Below are 20240 nucleotides of genomic sequence, written 5' to 3'. Positions count from 1 at the left end.
GCACCCTCAGGGCTTCTGGAAGCCGTAGCGCGACAGAATGGCCTGCCCCTGCGGCGAGAGTGCGTATTCCACGAAGGCCTTGGCGGCCTGGGGATTGGTATCGCGGGTGGTCAGGGCGATGGGATAGGTAATCGGCTGCGGCGTGGGCACCGTGGCCACGACCTTGACCTTGTCGGGCATGATGGCGGCATCCGTGGCGAACACGAAACCGGCCTCGACCTCGCCGCGGGCCACATAATCCAGGCTCTGGCGCACATTCTGAGCCGGCACGCCCTTGGCAGAGACGGCCGCCCACAGACCCAGTTTTTCCAGGGCTGCCTGGGTGTAGCGCCCCACCGGCACCGAGGCCGGATTGCCATAGGCCACGCGTTTGACACGCTCGGCCGTCAGATCCCCGGGGCCTTTGATGTCCACGCCACCGCTGGCCGGCGTGATCAGCACCAGGGCGTTGGCGGCAAAGTTGACGCGGGTCGCCGGCTGGATGACCTTGGCTTCCTGGGCCCGATTCATGGCGGTCTGGTCGGCCGAGGCAAACACATCGGTCGGCGCACCCTGTTCGATCTGGCGCAGCAGCACGTCCGAGGCGGCGAAGTTCAGCACGACCTTGGTGTCCGGATGCTTGGCTTCAAACGCCTGGCCGAGCTCCTTGAAGGCGTTGGTCAGGCTCGAAGCCGCCGAGACGGTCAGATCGGCGGCCTGCGCCGCGCCAGTCGCGAAAACGGCGCCCAGCGCCGCGAACAGAAATCGGGTGCGTAACTGCATGATCTTCCTCAGGTGACAGATCCGGCGGCGCCGGGGTGATGTAAGCGAAATATACGCAGGTACATAACGCTAGTCAAAAAGACGCCGCCCGCAGGCGGCGCCGTTTTTCAGCCCAGCAACAGCGCGTCGTCGGCGAGGGTTTCGCCACGTACCCGCTCGAACATGGCCAGCAGGTCGCCGACCTCCAGGCCCTTGCGCTGCTCGCCGCTGACGTCGAGCACCACCTGCCCCTGATGCAGCATGACGGTGCGCTCACCCACATCGAGCGCCTGACGCATGCTGTGGGTCACCATCATGGTGGTCAGGTGATTTTCGGACACAATCCGTTCCGTGAGACGCAGCACGAAGTCGGCGGTGCGCGGGTCCAGCGCCGCCGTGTGCTCATCCAGCAGCAGGATGCGCGACGGTTGCAGCGCTGCCATCAACAGACTGACGGCCTGACGCTGGCCACCCGACAACAGGCCGATACGATCCGACAAACGATTCTCAAGGCCAAGCCCAAGCGTGGCCAGCCGTTCGCGAAACACCTCGCGCATGGCGGCCTTGACCGCACGGCTCAGGCCGCGCCGATTGCCGCGCAACTGCGCCAAGGCCATGTTCTCCTCGATGGTCAGGTCTTCACAGGTACCCGCCATGGGATCCTGGAATACCCGCGCCACCTGGCCGGCGCGTTGCCAGACCGGCCAGCGGGTGACGTCGCTGCCGTTGATTTCTATCTTGCCGCTATCTACTTGCAGATCGCCAGAAATGGCGTTCAGAAAGGTCGATTTCCCGGCGCCGTTGGAGCCGATCACGGTGACGAACTGGCCGGTCGGAATCTCCAGCGACAGCCCGCGCAGGGCACGGGTCTCGATGGGCGTGCCCGGATTGAAAGTGATGGTCAGGTCTTTTGCGCTCAGCATGTCAGCGCCCCTTCTGGCCGCGCAGGCGGCGTTTGAGCATGGGAATCACCAACGCGATGGTCACCAGCACGGCCGTCACCAGGTTCAGGTCCTGGGCCTGCAGGCCGATGAAGTCGCTGTTCAGGGCCAGCGCGATGAAGAAACGGTAGACGATGGCACCGATGATGACCGCCAGGGTGGCCAGCACCAGCCGCCGCGAAGGCAGGATGCTCTCGCCCACGATGACCGCCGCCAGGCCGATCACGATGGTGCCGATGCCCATGGAAATGTCGGCGCCGCCCTGGGTCTGGGCAAACAGGGCGCCCGCCAGGCCGACCAGCGCGTTGGACAGCGCCATGCCCGCCAGCACCATGCCGCCAGTGTTCACGCCCTGCGCGCGCGCCATGCGAGGATTCGAGCCGGTTGCCCGCATGGCCAGACCGCTCTGGGTCGCGAAATACCAGTCCAGCAAGAACTTGGCCACCAGCACCACGACCACCAGGATCAACGGTCGGGCCACATAATCGCTCAGCCAATCGGGCTGCAGAATCGAGAAAATGGTCGGCTCGGTGATCAGCGGCACATTGGGGCGGCCCATGATGCGCAGGTTCACGGAGTAAAGCGCGATCATCATCAGGATACTGGCCAGCAGATCCATGATGCGCAGGCGCACATTCAGCCAGCCCGTCACCAGACCGGCCAGCGCGCCCGCAAAGGTGGCGACCACGGTCGCCAGGAAGGGATCCCAACCTGAGGAAACCAGGGTGGCGGCCACGGCGCCGCCCAGCGGGAAACTGCCATCGACCGTCAGGTCGGGAAATCGCAGCAAGCGAAAGGAGATAAAGACGCCCAGTGCCACCAGGCTGAAAATCAAGCCGATTTCCAGTGCACCGAGCAAGGCGAATAAAGACATAAGCATCTCGGTCATCCCCGTCTTGTGAACCGGGACAACGCTTCAGACCAGGGATAGATTCAAAAGGCGGGCCGTTGCACGGCCCGCCTGGCGTGGTTGAAACGACAGCGCAGGCCGTCGCCTTACTTGACGACCTCGGTCGCCGACTTGATCAGGGCCTCGGGCAGCGTCACCCCTTGCTTGGCTGCCGCCCCCGGATTGACGAACAGCTCCAGCTTGGTGCTGGTCTCGGAGGCCAGCTCGCCGGGCTTTTCGCCCTTGAGGATGCGACCGACCAGCTTGCCGGTCTGCACGCCCAGGTCATGGTAGTTGATGCCCAGGGCCGCGATGGCGCCACGCTTGACGCTGTCGGTATCCGAGGCAATGAGCGGGATCTTGGCATCATTGCCGACCTTGACCAGCGACTCATAGGCCGACACCACGTTGTTGTCGGTGTTGGTGTAGATCACGTCGACCTTGCCGATCAGGCTGCGTGCGGCGGCCGCCACGTCGACCGTGCGCGGCGCGGCGGCCTCGACCAGCGTCATGCCGGCCTTGGGCAGCAGTTCCTGGAGCTGCTTGACGACCACCACCGAGTTGGCCTCGCCGGGGTTGTAGACCATGCCCACGCGCTTGGCATCAGGCACAACCTTCTTGATGAGCTCGATCTGCTTGTCCAGGGCCAGCAGGTCGGACACGCCAGTGACATTGGTGCCCGACGGTCCCATCGACGGCACCAGTTGCGCGGCAACCGGGTCGGTGACGGCCGAATACACCACGGGAACGGTCTTGGTGGCCGCGACCACGGCCTGCGCCGAGGGCGTGGCGATGGCGACGATGGCGTCAGGGTTGTCACCCACGAACTTGCGGGCGATCTGGGCGGCGGTGCCGGTGTTGCCCTGCGCACTTTGATATTGCCACTTGAGATTCTTGTCGACGGTGAAACCCGATTGCTTCAGGCCTTCCTTGACGCCATCACGGACCGCGTCCAGCGCCGGATGCTCCACGATTGCGGTCACTGCCACGGATTTCTGCTGCGCCATGACGCCGCCCGCAGCCAGTGCGAGGGCCAGGGCGCCTGCCGTCAGAAAAAGATTTTTCCCGCTCCGCATAGAAATGCTCCTTCCACCAATGGGGTATATGTTTGTCTGGTTCCTGGCACCGCAAAGGGCTTCTGGCCCGATGCGCCGGCCGAGAGTCCCCGTAGTCTAACTTGCGGCCCGAAAAAGTGGCGCGGGAGCGTCAACGGGGGAAACCCCTAAGAAGCAGCAAGGCCGCCCACGGCGGCACGGCCTCGCAAGGCGCCATTTACCTGGCTGGCGGCACCACGCCGCAGGCCATGCGGGCGCCCCCGCCGCCCAGCGGCTTGGGATGGTCGCTGTTGTTGTCGCCGCCCACGTGCACCATCAAGGCATGCCCCGGAAAGTCCGAGAGCTTCAGTCGCGGCGCCAGCACCGGATAATCGGCCTTGCCGTCAGCGCTCACGTAGATGGCCGGCAGATCGCCCAGGTGGCCGCTGTCGTCATAGGGGCCCTTGTGCGCGCCGGTCTTCTTGGGGTCCCAGTGGCCGCCCGCTGCGCCGGCCGGCACGGTCTTGCCATCCACCTGCGACGGCTCGCAAGACGGCTTCTCGTGCAGGTGAAAGCCATGAATGCCGGGAGGCAGGCCGTGCAGGTCGGGCGTCAGCAACGTGCCGTAAGGTGTCTGCGACAGGGTGACAGTGCCGACCGACTGTTCAGGTCCGGCCGGGCCGGCCATGAACAGTTCGACGCTCTGTGCGGCTGCATGGCCGGACAGGCCCAGCGCCAGGGAAAAAAAGGTGGTTTTCCAGGGAAACTTCATCGGTATACCTCCAGAGATGGCCGCCCCTTGCGGCCTGTCCCAGTGTATCCACCTCCTCCCCGCTGCCTCGGACTGTCCGCAGATTCCGACCAAGCGCGCCTTTTGTCCCCGCTAGTCCAGCACGACGCCGGATCCCTTGGCGACCTCGCTCCAGCGCTCGATCTCCTTGTCGACGAACGCGCCGAATTCGGCCCGCGTCATCTGTGGCGTGGTCGAACCGTTGGTCTTCCAGATTTCCTTGACCTTGTCGCTTTGCAGGGCTTTGTTCACTTCATCGGCCATTTTCTGGACCACCTCGTCCGGCGTGCCGGCCGGGGCCCACAAGGCATACCAGGTCGAGACTTCGAACTTGGGCAGGCCGGCTTCGGCGACAGTGGGGATATCGGGAAAGGATGGCGAACGCTCGGCCGCAGCCACCGCCAGCGGCCGCACGCTGCCGGCCCGGATATGGCCGGCCGAGGATCCCAGCCCATCGAATGCGACATCGACCTGCCCGCTCATCAGCGCCGTCAGCATGGGGCCGGCGCCCTGGTATGGCACATCCATGACATCCAGGCCGTTCTGGGTGGCGAACATCACGCCGGCAAGGTGGTGGGTGCTGCCTTGTCCGGCGTTGCCCACATTGAGCTCTCCAGGGTGGGCCTTGCCGTAATCGACCAGCTCGCGCAGGGTTTTGATCGGCAACTTGTCCTTGTTGACAATGATGACCTGTGGCGGCTGAGCCAGCAGCGCCACCGGCACGAAATCTTTCTGGATGTCGTAATTCAGGCGCCGATAGAGCGACGGGGCCAGCGCATGATGCGCGCCGCCCATGAAAAACGTATAGCCATCCGGCTTGGCCCGGGCGGCCACGCCCGCGCCCAAGGTGCCGCCGGCCCCGCCCTTGTTGTCGATCACCACGCTCTGGCCCAGTTGCTGGCCAAGCTGCGCTGCCAGCGGACGGGCGAAGGTATCGGTGCCGCCACCAGCCGGGAACGGCACGATGACGGTGACGGCGCGTTCCGGCCAGGCCGCCTGGGCTGACAGGCTCACCAGCGAGCCGGCGATGGCCAATGCAGTAAAGATCTTACGGTGCTTCATGGGGTCTCCTCCTTGGATCGTTCTAGTTGGGGCGCCTCGGGAACGCCACCTGTTTTGCACCGCGCGCCTTGGCGCTGCGGCGATCTACCACCACGCACTGCTGTCATTCATGTACTGAGCTGGACCACTCCTTTTGGCAAAAAAAGCCGGGAAGGCCTCCCCTTTCCCGGCTCGCCCATCACAACGCGTGATAGGTGTCGCGCAACACGTTCTTCTGCACCTTGCCCATGGTGTTGCGCGGCAGTTGCTCAACCACATGGATGCGTTTGGGCACCTTGAAGTTGGCAATCTTGTCGCGCAGGGCCTGCTGCATCGCCTCGGCATCGAGTTGCGCGCCGGCGCGCGGCACGACCACCGCCACCACCGCCTCGCCGAAATCGGGATGCGGCACGCCGATCACCGCCGACTCCGCCACCCCGGGCATGTCGTCGATCACGCTTTCGATTTCCTTCGGATAGACGTTGTAGCCCCCCGAGATGATCAGGTCCTTGCTGCGGCCCACGATGGACAGATAATCGTCCGGAGCCGAGCCATCCGGCGCGCCCCAGCGGCCCACGTCGCCCGTCTTGAACCAGCCGTCGGCAGTGAATTCCTCGCGGGTTTTTTCCGGCATGCGCCAGTAGCCCGAGAACACGTTGGCGCCGCGCACCTGAATATTGCCGATCTCGCCCACCGGCAAGGCCTGCCCCTGATCATCGACCACGCGCACATCCACCCCCGGCAAGGCGCGCCCGACGGTGCCACCCAGACGCTCGCCGCTGCCATCGGCATAGGGATTGGAGGTCAGCATGACGGTTTCGCTCATGCCATAGCGTTCCAGGATGGTGTGGCCGGTACGTTCGCGGAAGTCGTTGAAGGTCTCGGTCAGCAGCGGCGCCGAACCCGAGATGAACAGCCGCATGTTGGCGCAGACTTCGCGCGTGAAACGCGGATCGGCCAGCAGGCGCACGTAGTAGGTGGGCACGCCCATCATCACGGTGCTGCGCGGCAGGTACTGCAAGGCCTGCTCCAGATCGAGCTTGGGCAGCCAGATCATGCGCGCCCCGGCCAGCAGCGCGCCGTGCGATGCCACGAACAGCCCGTGGACATGGAAGATGGGCAGCATGTGCAGCAGGACATCGCCTTCGTGCCAGCCCCAATATTGATGCAGCACGCGCGCGTTGGCAGCCAGGTTGCCATGCGACAGCATCGCTCCCTTGCTGCGGCCGGTCGTGCCCGAGGTGTAGAGAATGGCAGCGAGATCGTCCTCCTGGCGCACGACCGTCTCGAAGGCGGACGGCTGTTTCTCGGCCGCCGTCATCAGCGAGCCCTTGCCATCTTCTTCGAGGGTATAGACATGGGCCGTGCCGGCGGCCTGCGCCACCCGCTTCACCCACGCTTCGTTCTTGCCCGAGCACACCACCACCGACGGCTCGGCGTTTTCCAGGAAGTACTGCACCTCGGCTTCGCGATAAGCCGTGTTCAGCGGCAGGTAGACGTAACCCGCGCGCAGCGTGGCGAGATACAGCAGCAAGGCTTCGGGCGACTTCTCGACCTGCACCGCGACGCGCGCGCCTTCGGGCAGGTTCAGTGAAGCCAGCAGATTGGCCAGCCGCGCGCTGCCCTGGTCGAGGTCATCCCAGGTGTAGTGGCGCTGCGGCGTTTCCAGCGCTACCTGGCTGCGGTCTGCGGGAAAGCCCGACGCCAGCACGGCGTAAAGGTTGGCATTGCTCACCGTTGTCACTCTCCATGAAAAATCGGTTTTTCGCCGGCCAGGAAGGCGCGCACGCCCTCCTTGTGGTCGCGGCTGTCGGCATAGGAAAAGAAGTGTTGGTACTCCGCCTCGCTCAGGGCGGCGGCGCTGGCCGTCAGGCGGGCGGCGATCTGCTTGTTGGCGCGTGCCGCCAGCGGCGCGCCGCGCAGGATGGCCTGCACGCTGGCCTGCGCCTCTTCGTCCAGGCGGGCCGCCTCGACCACGCGGGTCAACAGGCCCATGCGCAGCGCCTCCTGGGCATCGAACACACGCCCTTCGAGCAGGATGGCCAAGGTGTTGGCGCGCCCGACCAGCGCCAGCAGGCCGCGCATTTCATCGGGAGCCATGGGAAAGCCCAATCGATTGATGGGCACGCCGAAACGGGCGCCGCTGGCGGCGATGCGCAGGTCGCACTGGGCGGCAATCTCCATGCCGCCGCCCACGCACACGCCCTCGATCACGGCGATCACCGGCTGTGGGCAGGCGGCCACGGCGGCCAGCGCCGGCGCGAGGATGTCACGGTGATAGCGCATCACGGCGGCCTCATCGGCGCGCACCTGCGGAAACTCGCGGATGTCGGCGCCGGCGGCAAACTGGCCATCGGCGCCGCGCACGGTCACGCAGCGTATCTGCGGATCGGCGGCGATGGCGATGAAAGTCTCGCGCAGCTGTTGCCACATGCCCACCGTGATGGCATTCAGGCGCCCGGGGTGCGACAACACCACCTTGGCCAGCGCGCCTTCGCGCTCGAGAATCACCTTGCCTGCGGCAGGTTGCGGGTTGACGGTTGCTTGCGTGGTCATGCTAGTTCCCCTTGGCGAAGCTACGGCTGGCGGCGATGCGCCCGTCGCCCAGGCGCGCCAGGTTGTCATCCAGATCATCCAGCACGTAGAGATAATTGACCATCATGCCGCTGGATTGCGCCAGGCCTTTTTCCGAGATGTCGGCGGCCCAGTTCAGGCGCTCCAGGCGAGCGCCGTTGCCCAGGTGGAAGCGCGCCACCGGATCGAGCGGCGCGCCATTGCGCAGGCCCATCAGATAGTGGGCCGCCAGCTTCAGGCCCGCGCGGCGCACCGCCTCCGAGGGTTTCCCGCGGGCGCCACGCCGCAACCGTTCGATCCAGCGCTGGCCGTCGGGGCCGGCGCGACGGGGCGCCTGCGGCTTGGCCTTGTCGTCCGGCTGGCCACGCACGATGGCCTCCACCTGCACGCCATCCAGCTTGGACAGCCAGGCGTTGAACCCCGGAATCGGCGACAGGGTGGCAAAGGACTTGAGCTGCGGCAACTCCTGCAGCAGGCGCTCGATGACGCGCTTGAGCAGGAAGTTGCCAAAACTGATGCCGCGCAGGCCCTCCTGGGTATTGGAGATGGAATAGAAAATCGCCCAGCGCGCCTTGCGCAGATCCTGGCTGGGGCCGCTCGTGTCCAGCAAAGACTGCACGCTGTCGGACATGCGGGCATCAAACGCAATCTCGACGAAGATGAGCGGCACATCCGGCATCTGCGGATGGAAATACGCATAGCAGCGGCGATGTTCGGAGGCGACGCGGTGGCGCAGGTCATCCCATGACTGGATAGCGTGCACCGCCTCATAAAGAATCAGTTTTTCCAGCAGCGAGGCCGGCGAATCCCAGGTCAGCGGACGCAGCTCCAGCAGGCCGACATCGAACCAGGCCGACAGCAGCCCTTCGAGCGCCTGTTCCAGCACGCCCACGCCGGCGACCTGCTTGCGCCAGCGCAGCATGTCGGCGCGCAGCGCCACCAGGAAGCGCAGCCCGTCGGTCTGGGCATTCAGGCGGCGGAAAAACCGCCCGGCTGCGTCGGCCCCGCCCTGCCCCTGCGCATGGCCGCGCACCAGGCTGGCCAGCAGGCTGCGGCGGCGGGCGTTATCGGCCTGCTGATAGGCCTCGCGCCAGGCCTGCGCCAGTTTGTTGGCGCGCACGTCCGTGGCACGGGCCTCGAACAGCGCCGCCACGTCGCTGTCGCTCAGGCGGTCACGTTCCAGCAGGCGCGCCAGACGAGCCAGCAGGCCGCCGGGCGCCTGGGCCTCCTCAACCTCCTGCTCGCTCTGCACGATGACGCTGCGATTGTCTTTCGATGCCATGATCCGCTTCCTCCGACTTCGTTGCCTGCCGGCGAGCGGCGGGCGATTCCTGCTGCGCCAGATGGCGCAACGCATCCATTTGCCTGAGCAGGTGCTTGCGGGTCAGCGCCTCGGCGCCTTCCGGGTCACGCGCCTGCAAGGCGGCATATATGGCCAGGTGCTCGGCGCAGGACTCCTGCAGCCGCCCTGGCCAGGCCAGGCTCTTGTGACGGAACAACCCCACGACCTTGCGCAGCTTGTCCACCATGTCAGAGAGCCACTGGTTGTCGGCCAGCGCTTCGATCGCCACGTGGATGCGGTAATTGGTGTCGTAATAGGCATCGGCCAGCCCGGCCTCTGCCTGCTCGCGCAGGCTGACATGCAGGCCATCGAGCGCCTGCACCTGCTGCGGCGTGGCCTTGAGCGCGGCCTCGTAGGCGCAGCGTCCTTCCAGCATCGCCATGAGCGGGAAGATCTTTTCCAGGTCGTCCACCGAGAGCTCGTTGACGAAACAGCCGCGGCGCGGCTCCAGCCGGACCAGCCCCTCGTTGGCCAGCACCTTGAGCGCTTCGCGCAAGGGCGTGCGGGAGATGCCCAGGTCGGCGGCCAGCGCGAGCTCATCGATCCATTGCCCTCCCACCAGCTCGTGGGAGCGGATCATGTCGCGCAGCCGCTCCGCGACTTCGAGATACAGCGCCTGCCGGATGATGGGAGCGGAAGCCGCCATGGCCTGTTCCATAATTCATAATTACAGCCATGGTAAAGACATCCCCGACTTTTGTCTTCCCTGGGAAAAACCCGCAGCCCGCCCGCGGCGCTAGAGGTGCAGCACGCCGTCCACCGCATGGCCCAGCAAGGCACGCGCCCAGCGTCTTGCTGGCAGGCCATAGGTGGCCTCCACCACTTCAGCGCGTTCGAGCAGCTCGGCCGGCGTGACCGCCAGCGGCGGGCCGCTAAAGGCCAGCACGATCTGGTTGCCGGCGTCGATCTCGGGCAACAGGATGATCCGGTCGTCGAAAGCCTTGGAAAGATTCTCGATGTTGCGTCCGAAGCTTTCATGCCGGCCGAACAGGTTCACGCTGAGCACGCCGACCTCGCCCAGCACGCGGCGGCAATGGCGATAGAAAGTAACGCTGTCGCGCACCGGCCCCTCGGCCAGGGCATCGTAGAGGTCCACCATGAGCACCGGGCAGCGCCCGGCGTTGAGCGCGTCGGCCACCCACACGCCGGCGTCTTGGTGATGAATGTCCAGGCGCGCCGTTTCCGGCAGGCGGAAGAACATCTGGCAGGTGGCAGTGACCTGCGGGTTCCACTCGACCACGTCGAGCTGGCTGCGCGTGTGCTTCAGGCAATAGCGCGTGAGCGAACCTGCGCCCAGGCCCAACAGGCCGATCGAAGACTCTTTCGGCGGCTCCAGAAAAAGCAGCCAGGCCATCATCTGTGCGGTGTATTCCAGCACCAGATCGGAGGGACGCCGGATGCGCATGGCGCCCTGGATCCACTCGCTGCCGAAGTGCAGATAACGGATGCCATCGCCTTCGGAGATCGAGGGCTGGTCAAGTTCTGAGGGTTGCTTGCGTCGTGACATCGGGGCATTGTATCGACACCCCCCCGCCCCCTCGTTTACGGAGCCCTATCGTGTCTGACAACTTCTCATCCACGCAAACCGTCCACAAGACCGTCCTGCGCAGCGCGCATGGCGTGGTGGCCTCGCAGCATCGCAAGGCCGCCGAAGCGGGCGCCGCCATCCTCGCGGCCGGCGGCGATGCGGTCGATGCGGCCGTGGCGACGTCCTTCGCCGCCGGCGTGGTCGAGCCGTGGATGAGCGGCCCGATGGGCGGAGGCGCCATGGTGATCCACCGCGCCGACAGCAAGGAGACGCGGGTGGTGCACTTCGGCATGCGCTCGCCCGGCGCCCTGAACCCGGCCGATTATCCGCTGAGCGCCGATGGCGGCGTCTCGGCCGACCTGTTCCCCTGGCCTGCCGTGGTCGAGGACCGCAACTGCCGTGGCGCGACCGCCGTGGCTGTGCCGGGCACCGTGGCCGGCATGGCCGCCGCCCATCAGGCCTACGGACGCCTGCCCTGGCGCGACACGCTGCAAGGCGCCATCGCGCTGGCCGAGCAAGGTCCGCTGATCGACTGGTACACCTCGCTGATGATCACCGGATCGGCGCGCTGGCTGGCGCGCGACCCCGACGCCGCTGCCATGTTTCTGGATGAGGGCTGCTGGCCCAAGACGGCAGGCTGGACGGCGCTGGCCTCGCGCCGCCTGGACATGCGCCGCGCAGCCCAGACCCTGCGCCAGCTGGCCGAAGAAGGCGCGCAGGCCTTCTATCAAGGCGACATCGGTGCTGCGCTCGCGGCCGACGTGCAGGCCAAGGGGGGCTGCCTGTCTCGCGATGACCTGCGGGCCTATGAGGCCCAGTGGTTCGACGCTCTGGCCGTGCCCTATCGCGACGGCACGGTCTACGCCACGCCCCAGATGACGGCAGGCCCCAATCTGGCGCGCTGCCTGGCCCGCCTGGCGCAGCAGCTGCAACCCGCCAGCCGCCCGGATTCACAGGCCTTCGAAACCTACGCCCAGGTGCTGCTCGACGAATACCAATGGCGCTTCGAGAACATGGGCGACAACGAAGACCCGCGCACGCCGGCCTGCACCACCCATTTCAGTGTGGTCGACCGCCACGGCAATCTGTGCGCCGTGACGCAGACTCTGCTGTCGGCTTTCGGGTCGCACGTGGTTTCCCCCTCGACCGGCATGCTGCTGAACAACGGCATCATGTGGTTCGACCCCGAGCCCGGCAAACCCAACTCGCTGGGTCCCGGCAAGCGCTGCCTGATGAATATCTGCCCGGTCGTCGGCGTGCAGGCGGATCGCCGCTTTGCGCTCGGCGCCTCGGGCGGGCGCAAGATCCTGCCCGCCGTGCTGCAACTGACGTCATTCCTGATGGACTATGGCATGACGCTGGAAGAAGCTTTCCACCACCCCCGCATCGACGCCAGCACCGACACTCTGGTAGTGGACCCGGCACTGGACGACGCAACCCGCAGCGCACTGGCTGCGCGCTTCCGGCAGGTGCAGGCCAGACGCGGGGTCTACCCTTATGCCTACGCCTGCCCCGCAGGCGTGCTGCGCGATGCGCAAGGCAACCAGGGCTGCACGGAGATCATGTCGCCCTGGGGCGACGCCATCGCCGGCTAGGGCCGGCGCGGGGCAGGCCCTGCGCCCGCCCCCCGACGCATCAGACCCGCTCGAACACGGCGGCGATCCCCTGGCCGCCGCCGATGCACATGGTCACCAGGGCATAGCGGCCCTGGATGCGCTGCAGTTCATACAGCGCCTTCAGGGTGATGATGGCGCCGGTCGCTCCGATAGGATGCCCCAGGCTGATCCCGCTGCCGTTGGGGTTGACCTTGGCCGGATCGAGCTTGAGCTCGCGGGCCACGGCACAAGCCTGGGCGGCAAAGGCCTCATTGGCCTCGATCACGTCGAGCTGATCGACGGTCAGGCCGGCGCGCTTGAGCGCCGCCTCGGTAGCCGGCACCGGACCGATCCCCATGATGTCCGGATCCACGCCGGCGTGGGCATAGGCCACCAGGCGGGCCAGGGGCTTGACGCCACGGCGCGCGGCGGTATCGGCCTGCATCAGCACCAGCGCGGCCGCGCCGTCATTCAGACCCGAGGCATTGCCAGCGGTCACCGTGCCGTTCTCGCGCTGGAACACCGGCTTGAGCTTGGCCAGGCCTTCCAGGGTGACGTCGCCGCGCACATGCTCATCGGTATCGAACACCACTTCGCCCTTGCGGGTCTTGAGGGTGACGGGCAGGATCTGATCCTTGAAATGGCCGGCCGCGATCGCCGCGGCGGCACGCTGGTGCGAGGCCACGGCCAGCGCGTCCTGGTCGGCGCGGCTGATGCCAAAACGCGCCGCCACGTTCTCGGCCGTCACGCCCATGTGCATGCGGCCAAACGGATCCGACAGTGCGCCAGTCATCATGTCGACCATGACGCTGTCGCCCATGCGCGCGCCCCAGCGCTGCGCCGGCGCAATATAGGGCGCGCGGCTCATGCTTTCGGCGCCAGCGGCCACGGCGATCTCGGCATCGCCGAGCATCAGGCTCTGCGCGGCCGACACCACGGCCTGCAGGCCCGAACCGCACAGGCGGTTGACGTTGAAGGCCGGCGTTTCCTTGGCAATGCCGGCGTTCATGGCTGCCACGCGCGACAGATACATGTCGCGCGGCTCGGTATTGATGACATGGCCCATGACCACATGACCGACCTCATGCCCTTCGACGCCGGCGCGCTCCAGCGCGGCGCGGATCACCATGGCGCCCAGATCGCAGGGAGCCTGATCCTTCAACGCACCGCCAAAGTCGCCGATCGCGGTACGTACGCCCGCCGCAACGATCACTTCTTTCATGCCATTCCTCCTGGTGGTTAGTGCAGTGCATCATAACGCTCGCAGCGTGGCTGTCCAGAGCCGCCGGCGATTTCCCCCAGGCGCGTCAGGCCATATTCAAACGTTATCACTCAGGGGAAAAATACTATTAGACAGGCTATCGCTCATCCCAGATAGTTCGCCCATGTACGTCCCTGAACGCGTGCTCCTTCGCCGCGTTCAGGGCCAGGCTTTCAGGCATGGAGCGTGTGAATGATCGACACTTTGGAATTAACCGCCATCCCGGCGCACGACGAAGCCTTGCGCGCGCCCCTGCGCGCCTTTCTGAACCGCGCACTGGCCGGCCTGTCATTGCCCGAGCGGGCTCGTTCGTGGATGGGGTTCGACGCGGAGTTCAGCCGCCAGCTGGCCGAACAGGGCTGGCTGGGCATGACCCTGCCCACCGAATATGGCGGCGCCGCCCGTGGCCAGTTCGCGCGCTTTGTGCTGTCCGAGGAACTGCTGGCCGCCGGCGCGCCGGTCTCTGCCCACTGGATCGCCGACCGCCAGAGCGCCCCCCTGATCCTGCGCTACGGCACCCCCGAGCAGAAGGCTTTTTATCTGCCCCGCATCTGCCGCGCCGAAGCTTTTTTCTGCATCGGCATGAGCGAGCCGGACGCCGGCTCGGACCTCGCCGGCATCCGTAGCCGCGCCGAACGCTGTGCCGGCGGCTGGCGCCTGAACGGCAGCAAAACCTGGACGACCAACGCCCACCGTTCGCACTACATGATCGCCCTGGTTCGCAGCGCCGGCCAGGCCAGCGATCGCCATCAGGGCCTGTCTCAGTTCATCATCGACCTGAGCCTGCCCGGCGTGACCTGCCGACCGATCCGCGACCTGGCCGGCGACAGCCATTTTTCGGAGGTGTTCTTCGATGACGTGCTGTTGCCCGAAGACGCCCTGATCGGCGAGGAAGGGGCCGGCTGGGCGCAGGTCAATGCCGAACTTGCCTTCGAGCGCAGCGGGCCGGAGCGGCTCTACTCCAGCATGGCCTTGCTGCAGGGCTGGCTGCTGCATTGCCGCGCGCACGGCGCCGATGCCGCGTCGCAACAGACATTGGGTGATGTGCTGGCGCAACTGGCCGTGCTGCGATCGATGTCGCTGTCGGTGGCCGGCAAGCTCGCCGCAGGGCAAAGCCCGGCCATCGAGGCCGCCCTGGTCAAGGATCTGGGCACCGAACTTGAGCAGCGCATCCCCGAGCTCATCGGCGATGCGCTGGGCCGCAACCCGGCGCTGCCGCCGCCAGCGGCCCTGTTGCGCACCCTGGCCTACCTGGAGCAGATCAGCCCGACCTTCTCCCTGCGCGGCGGCACGCGCGAAATCCTGCGCGGCATCATCGCCCGCGGCCTGGACCTCAGATAAGGACTCCCCATGGACGATCTGCTTGCCCAAGCGGCGCAACGTTTTTTCTCCCAGACCTGCCAGCCCGGCCTCTTGCAAGAGGCCGAAGACGGAGCGCCCCCTCTGGCGGCCTGGCAGGCTTGCCAGGACGCCGGTTTCGCCGATGCGCTGCTGCCCGAAGACGCCGGCGGTGCGGGCTTGATCCTGCCTCAGATCCTGCCGCTGCTGCACGAGGCCGGCCGGCATCTCTTTCCCTTCCCGCTGGCCGATACCTTGCTGGCGCGGGCCTGGCTGCATCACCAGGGCCAGACCGTGCCCGACGGCCCCATCGCGCTCGCCCCCCACGGCTTACGCAGCGATGCCGAGGGCATCCACGGCGATGACCTGCCGTGGGCCCGCAGCAGCGCCCATATCCTCGGCTGGCTGGATGGCCAGGCCTGCCTGCTGGCCGTGAACCAGGCGCGCGAGCGCCGCGACAGCGTCCATGGCAGTCTGGACGCCAGCCTGCGCTGGCACCGGTCCGCCGTACAGCCCTTGCCCGGCGCTGCAACCGCCCCGGAGCTCGCCCTGCTGGCCGCGCTGGGCTATACCGGCCTGATCGCCGGCGCACTGGAACAGGTGCTGGCGCTGACACTCGACTACGCCAGTACCCGGCGCCAATTCGGCAAACCCATCGGCCGCTTCCAGGCGGTGCAGCAAAGCATCAGCATCATGGCCGAACAGACCTGGGCGGCCCGCATGGCCAGCGAACTCGCCTTCAGCAGCGCCAGTTGGGCGCCTGCGCCGATGCTGGCGGCGCTGGGCAAGGCCCGCAGCAGCCAGGCCGCCTGGCAGGTGAGCACGCGCGCCCATGCCGTGCACGGCGCCATTGGCATCACCCAGGAGTTCGCCCTGCAACGCTACAGCCGCCGCTTGCAGGCCTGGCGCCGCGCCGCCGGCAGCGAAACCTTCTGGCAGGCGCGCATCGGCGCCGACGCCCTGGCCGACTCCCGCACGGCGCTCGACTACCTGCTCGACAGGCTGCAACCGGCCTGAAGCGCCCGGCTCAGGGCGCCAGGCTGGCCAGCAGGTTGTCGCGCAGCCGCAAAGCGCTGGCGCAGGTGGTTTCGCGCTGCGTGACCAGCGACAGCGACAGGGCTGCGCGCGCCTCGGCGTCGGCCAGCGGCACGAAGGCCACATGCGGCGTGACATAGGCGCGCGCGACCCCTGGCACCAGGGCCACGCCCATGCCGCTTGCCACCAGACTGACCAGGGTCTGCACCTGGATGGCCTCCTGGCTCACACGCGGCGCAAACCCGGCGCGCCGGCACAGCGCCATGGCCACGTCATGCAGGCCCGGCACCTTGGCGGGCGAATACATCACGAAACTTTCGCCGCGGGCCGCCGCCAGCGGCTGCTCGCCACGGCCGGCGAGCGCATGTCCGGCAGGCACGGCCAGGATGAGGTCGTCATGCTCGACCTGCCAGGTGTCCAGATCCGGGTCATCGGCCAGCGGGCCGCGTACCAGGCAGGCGTCCAGATCGTTGCTGCGCAGCATGGCGACCAGCCCGGTGGTGCTGCCTTCGCGCAAGTCCAGCCGCACGCCCGGATAGGCACGGCGAAATGCCGGCAGGCAACGTGGCAGCAACATGTAAGTGGCCGAGCCGACGAACCCCAGCCGCAACTGGCCCCACTCGCCCAGCGCCACCCGGCGGGCAGCCTGGCGAGCCTGCTCGGCATGGAACAGCGCGCGCCGGGCATCGTCCATCAGGGCCTGCCCGGCCGGCGTCAGGGTGACGCCACGCGCACCGCGTTCAAGCAGTTGCACCCCGACGGCGTGCTCCAGTTTCTGGATGGAAACCGAGAGCGCCGGCTGAGCAATGTGCAGCGCATCCGCAGCGCGCCGATAGCTGCCCAGCTCGGCGATGGCGAGAAACTGCCGCAACTGCCGCAATCCGATAGACATAATAAATATCAATCACTCAATATCAACACTATATTAGACGAGTATATCTGGCGCCGATACGATCCGGCCCATGATGACCTCCATCCTCCCTCCCAACCCTGCGAATGGCGCGCTCGCAGGCATCCGTGTGCTGGACCTGACCTCGGTGGTCTTCGGCCCCTACGCCTCGCAGATCCTGGCCGACTACGGCGCCGACGTGATCAAGATCGAAGCGCCCGCCGGCGACTCCACCCGCCGCACCGGTCCCGAGCAGGAAGCCGGGCTGGCCGCGATGTTTCTCGGCCTGAACCGCAACAAGCGCAGTCTCGTGCTGGATCTGAAGCAGCCTGCCGCGCGCGAGGCGCTGCTGACGCTGGTGGGCCAGGCCGACGTGCTCATGCACAGCATGCGTCCGGCCAAGATGGAGGCGCTCGGGCTGGGTCCGCAACCTCTCTGTGCCCGCCATCCACGTCTGGTCTATGCCGGTCTGTACGGATTTGGTGAAGGCGGCGCCTATGCCGGTCGCCCCGCCTACGACGACATCATTCAGGGCCTGTCGGGGTTCGCCGACCTGATGGATCGCCAGGGTGGCGTGCCGCGCTACCTGCCCACGGTCGCCGCCGACAAGACCTGCGGATTGATCGCGGCCCACGCCATTCTGGCCGCCTTGCTGCAACGCGAACGCACCGGCCTGGGCCAGCAACTGGAAGTCCCCATGTTCGAAAGCATGGCGTCCTTTCTCCTGATCGAGCACTACTATGGCCGCCACCTTGCCGAGCAGCCGGCCCCCATCGGTTATCCCAGGGCCACCACGCCCTGGCGCAAGCCCTACCAGACCGCCGACGGCCACCTCTGCCTGATGCCCTACACCGATGCCCACTGGCACGACTTCTTCATCGCCAGCGGGCATCCCGAGCTGGCCGGGGACGCCCGCTTCCAGGACATTGCCGCGCGCACCCGCCATATCGAAACGCTCTATGAACTGACCGGCCGGATCGTCCGGCAGCATGACACCGCCCATTGGCTGGCGCTGTGCGAGCGGGTGCAGATTCCGGCCGCGCCGGTCAACCGGCTCGAAGACCTGGAGCAGGATCCCCACCTGCAAAGCGTGGACTTCTTCCAGACGCTGGAAAGCCCGGCGGGTCATCGCTACCGCAGCCCGCGCAATCCGGTGCGCCTGCAGCGCTCCGAGGTCGCAGCCGTCATGCCGCCGGCCCTGGGCCAGCACACCCGTGAAGTCCTGCTGCAGGCCGGCCTGGACGAAGCGGCCGTCGCGCAACTGCTCGACAGCGGCGCCGCACGGCAAGCCGCCCCCACTTTCTCAACCGCCCCTGGAATCTCCCATGACCGCTGACTCCCCGCAATCCGCCATCCAGCAACTCGGCGAAGGCTACTACTGGCAGGACCTCCAGGTCGGCCAACGCTTTCGCACCTTCCGTCGCAGCATCACCGAAACCGACATCGTCAACTTCATCAGCGTGACGGGCATGCTGGAGACCATTTTCATCGACACCACCTTCAGCAAGGGTGCCATCCAGGGACGCCCGGCCCCCGGCGCCCTCACCTATGGCCTGATCGAAGGGCTGATCATGCAGGGCATGGTGCAAGGTACCGGCCTGGCGCTGCTGGAAGTGCACAAGAAAATGCTGGCTCCGGTCGTGGCCGGGGACACCATCTGGGCCGATATCGAAATCACCGGGCTGCGCCCCACCTCGCGCGGCAACCGTGCCGTGGTCGTCTCGGCCATCGATGTCCGCAATCAGCGCGATGAAGCGGTGATGCACTACACCGCTACCCGCCTGCTGGCTGGGCGACCCGACTGAGGCCGCCCGCCCGCCTCGCCGGCCGCCCTCCCGCAGGCGTGCCGGCTCCACCAACCCAGGAGACAAAACAATGAAGAAAACCCTAAGCGCCCTTTTCCTCGGCGCGGCAGCCTCGCTTGCCGCCAACGCCGCCCAGGCCCAGGATTGGCCGGCCCGGCCGATCACCATGGTGGTGCCCTTTCCCGCCGGCGGTCCCACCGACCTGGTGGCCCGCGTTCTGTCCAAACAGCTCAGCGAGCAGCTGGGGCAGTCCGTGATCGTTGAAAACCGAGGCGGCGCCAACGCCAACATCGGCATGCAGCACGTCGCCCAGGCCAAGCCCGATGGCTACACCCTGCTCTACAACACCTCGTCCATCGCGCTCAATCCCAACCTCTACCGCTCGCTGGCCTTTGATCCGGTCAAGGACTTCACGCCGGTGTCCTCGACCGCCGTGATCCCGCTGGTCTTGCTGGCTCACCCCTCGGTGCCGGCCGAGGATGCCCGCAGCTTCGTCGACTACGCGCGCAAGCAGGCGGGCAAGCTCTCCTACGGTTCGGCCGGCGCAGGCAATGTCACGCACCTGGGCGCCGCACTGCTGCTGGGTACGATGGACATCGACGCGGTCCATGTCCCCTATCGCGGCAGCGCCCCGGCGATGACCGACCTGGTCGGCGGGCAGGTGCAGGTCATGGCCAATACGGTCAATGATTCGCTGGGATTCATTCGCGACGGCAAGCTGCGCGCGCTGGCTGTGACCAGCCCGCAACGCCTGGAGGCCCTGCCCGATGTGCCGACCGTCGATGAAACCCTCATCCCGGGCTTTGAAATGGGCGCCTGGCAAGGCGTGGTGGTACCGGCCGGCACACCACCGCAGATCGTCGAACGCCTGAACCAGGAGATCCGCCAGGCCCTGCGCGCACCGCAATTGCAGGAGCAGCTGCGACTGCAGGCCGCCCAGCCGCTGGGCTCATCGCCGCAGGAATACGCCGATTACATCAACGCCGAAATCCAGCGTTGGGGCGGCGTCATCGAGACTGCCGGCGTCCATCTGGACTAAGCCCCTCGATCAACGGCCTGCAGCCATCGCGCTCAGGCCGTTGGCCACGCCCATGTCGGTCTTGGGGATATCGCGCAGCACCACGCGCACATCCTTGCCATCCATGCCCAGGCTGGCGCTGACCGCCTGGTTCAGGGCCAGGATGAGCGCCGCCTTGAGCTCGACGGTGCGCCCGGCGATCAGATCCACGTTGACCAGCGCCATCGCTGCGCCCACCTCGCCGGCCACGATCACATCGGCCGCCGCATATTCCTGCAGGATGGCCCGCACACTGGCCAGCGGCGCCCCGATGCTTTGCACCACGGCATCGCTGAGCGCCTTGAGCAGAGCGGTTTTGGCGGCAGGCGTATGGCCTTGCATGATGTGAACGTTCAGAAGCGGCATCTCGAATCCGTGGT

Annotated in this window: 20 protein-coding genes; 6 read left to right on the top strand and 14 right to left on the bottom strand. The window is 66.7% G+C overall.

Going from position 1 to position 20240, the window contains the following annotated elements:
• Positions 1 to 6 precede the first annotated feature (6 nt).
• The 11 genes from modA to A7V84_RS02870 form a co-directional block, all read right to left on the bottom strand.
• A complete protein-coding gene (modA, locus tag A7V84_RS02920) occupies positions 7 to 762 on the bottom strand; it encodes a molybdate ABC transporter substrate-binding protein (RefSeq protein WP_025512716.1) in 756 nt (251 codons plus the stop codon).
• A gap of 107 nt (positions 763 to 869) precedes the next feature.
• Positions 870 to 1664 carry an ABC transporter ATP-binding protein gene (locus A7V84_RS02915; RefSeq protein ID WP_025512717.1) on the bottom strand — a complete coding sequence of 265 codons (795 nt, stop codon included), beginning with the start codon at positions 1662 to 1664 and terminating at the stop codon, positions 870 to 872.
• Position 1665: 1 nt separating this feature from the next.
• Positions 1666 to 2556 carry an ABC transporter permease gene (locus A7V84_RS02910; protein WP_025512718.1) on the bottom strand — a complete coding sequence of 297 codons (891 nt, stop codon included), beginning with the start codon at positions 2554 to 2556 and terminating at the stop codon, positions 1666 to 1668.
• 122 nt (positions 2557 to 2678) lie between these two features.
• The gene (locus A7V84_RS02905; protein WP_025512719.1) at positions 2679 to 3647 is read right to left on the bottom strand and encodes an ABC transporter substrate-binding protein; all 969 of its coding nucleotides are present in this window, start codon (positions 3645 to 3647) and stop codon (positions 2679 to 2681) included.
• A gap of 196 nt (positions 3648 to 3843) precedes the next feature.
• Positions 3844 to 4377: a superoxide dismutase family protein gene (gene sodC, locus A7V84_RS02900; RefSeq protein WP_063492504.1), complete on the bottom strand. Its 534-nt coding sequence runs from the start codon at positions 4375 to 4377 to the stop codon at positions 3844 to 3846.
• A 111-nt stretch (positions 4378 to 4488) separates the two neighbouring features.
• Complete coding sequence (locus A7V84_RS02895; protein WP_025512721.1) at positions 4489 to 5457, bottom strand: Bug family tripartite tricarboxylate transporter substrate binding protein; 969 nt, start codon at positions 5455 to 5457, stop codon at positions 4489 to 4491.
• Positions 5458 to 5635: 178 nt separating this feature from the next.
• Positions 5636 to 7171, bottom strand: coding sequence for a malonate--CoA ligase (locus A7V84_RS02890; RefSeq protein WP_025512722.1), 1536 nt, complete (start codon positions 7169 to 7171; stop codon positions 5636 to 5638).
• 5 nt (positions 7172 to 7176) lie between these two features.
• Positions 7177 to 7992, bottom strand: coding sequence for an enoyl-CoA hydratase/isomerase family protein (locus A7V84_RS02885; protein WP_025512723.1), 816 nt, complete (start codon positions 7990 to 7992; stop codon positions 7177 to 7179).
• 1 nt (position 7993) lies between these two features.
• Positions 7994 to 9292, bottom strand: coding sequence for a malonyl-CoA decarboxylase domain-containing protein (locus A7V84_RS02880; protein ID WP_063492505.1), 1299 nt, complete (start codon positions 9290 to 9292; stop codon positions 7994 to 7996).
• Positions 9240 to 9998: a GntR family transcriptional regulator gene (locus tag A7V84_RS02875; RefSeq protein ID WP_033534546.1), complete on the bottom strand. Its 759-nt coding sequence runs from the start codon at positions 9996 to 9998 to the stop codon at positions 9240 to 9242. The genes A7V84_RS02880 and A7V84_RS02875 overlap by 53 nt, the downstream gene beginning before the upstream one ends.
• 90 nt (positions 9999 to 10088) lie before the next feature.
• On the bottom strand, positions 10089 to 10859 hold the full coding sequence (locus A7V84_RS02870) for a class I SAM-dependent methyltransferase (protein WP_025512726.1): 771 nt from the start codon (positions 10857 to 10859) through the stop codon (positions 10089 to 10091).
• A gap of 50 nt (positions 10860 to 10909) precedes the next feature.
• Between A7V84_RS02870 and A7V84_RS02865 the strand changes: the two genes are divergently transcribed.
• Positions 10910 to 12475, top strand: coding sequence for a gamma-glutamyltransferase (locus A7V84_RS02865; RefSeq protein ID WP_063492506.1), 1566 nt, complete (start codon positions 10910 to 10912; stop codon positions 12473 to 12475).
• 40 nt (positions 12476 to 12515) lie between these two features.
• Here A7V84_RS02865 and bktB read toward each other — a convergent pair whose 3' ends face one another.
• Positions 12516 to 13697, bottom strand: coding sequence for a beta-ketothiolase BktB (gene bktB, locus A7V84_RS02860; protein ID WP_033534498.1), 1182 nt, complete (start codon positions 13695 to 13697; stop codon positions 12516 to 12518).
• Between the two features lie 231 nt (positions 13698 to 13928).
• On the opposite strand from bktB, the gene A7V84_RS02855 reads away from it, so the two are divergent.
• Positions 13929 to 15077, top strand: coding sequence for an acyl-CoA dehydrogenase family protein (locus A7V84_RS02855; protein ID WP_025512728.1), 1149 nt, complete (start codon positions 13929 to 13931; stop codon positions 15075 to 15077).
• Positions 15078 to 15086: 9 nt separating this feature from the next.
• Positions 15087 to 16091: an acyl-CoA dehydrogenase family protein gene (locus A7V84_RS02850; RefSeq protein WP_033534499.1), complete on the top strand. Its 1005-nt coding sequence runs from the start codon at positions 15087 to 15089 to the stop codon at positions 16089 to 16091.
• A gap of 10 nt (positions 16092 to 16101) precedes the next feature.
• On the opposite strand, the gene A7V84_RS02845 is transcribed toward A7V84_RS02850, so the two are convergent.
• On the bottom strand, positions 16102 to 17001 hold the full coding sequence (locus A7V84_RS02845) for a LysR family transcriptional regulator (protein WP_033534500.1): 900 nt from the start codon (positions 16999 to 17001) through the stop codon (positions 16102 to 16104).
• 73 nt (positions 17002 to 17074) lie between these two features.
• Here A7V84_RS02845 and A7V84_RS02840 point away from each other — a divergent pair, with 73 nt between their 5' ends.
• From A7V84_RS02840 to A7V84_RS02830, 3 genes are all read left to right on the top strand, one after another.
• Complete coding sequence (locus tag A7V84_RS02840) at positions 17075 to 18334, top strand: CaiB/BaiF CoA transferase family protein (RefSeq protein ID WP_063492656.1); 1260 nt, start codon at positions 17075 to 17077, stop codon at positions 18332 to 18334.
• Positions 18324 to 18803 (top strand): MaoC family dehydratase, encoded by a 480-nt coding sequence (locus A7V84_RS02835; protein WP_033534501.1) that lies wholly within the window; start codon positions 18324 to 18326, stop codon positions 18801 to 18803. Before A7V84_RS02840 ends, A7V84_RS02835 begins: the two co-directional genes overlap by 11 nt.
• 70 nt (positions 18804 to 18873) lie before the next feature.
• Complete coding sequence (locus A7V84_RS02830) at positions 18874 to 19842, top strand: Bug family tripartite tricarboxylate transporter substrate binding protein (protein ID WP_025512733.1); 969 nt, start codon at positions 18874 to 18876, stop codon at positions 19840 to 19842.
• Positions 19843 to 19851: 9 nt separating this feature from the next.
• Here the strand turns inward: A7V84_RS02830 and A7V84_RS02825 are convergent, their stop codons facing one another.
• Complete coding sequence (locus tag A7V84_RS02825; protein ID WP_025512734.1) at positions 19852 to 20226, bottom strand: tautomerase family protein; 375 nt, start codon at positions 20224 to 20226, stop codon at positions 19852 to 19854.
• Positions 20227 to 20240: the final 14 nt, after the last annotated feature.

It is taken from the genome of Bordetella trematum, assembly GCF_900078335.1.
Classification (GTDB): domain Bacteria; phylum Pseudomonadota; class Gammaproteobacteria; order Burkholderiales; family Burkholderiaceae_B; genus Bordetella; species Bordetella trematum.
Note: the sequence above shows the minus strand (reverse complement) of the source record. Positions and strands in the feature narration are given on the sequence as shown.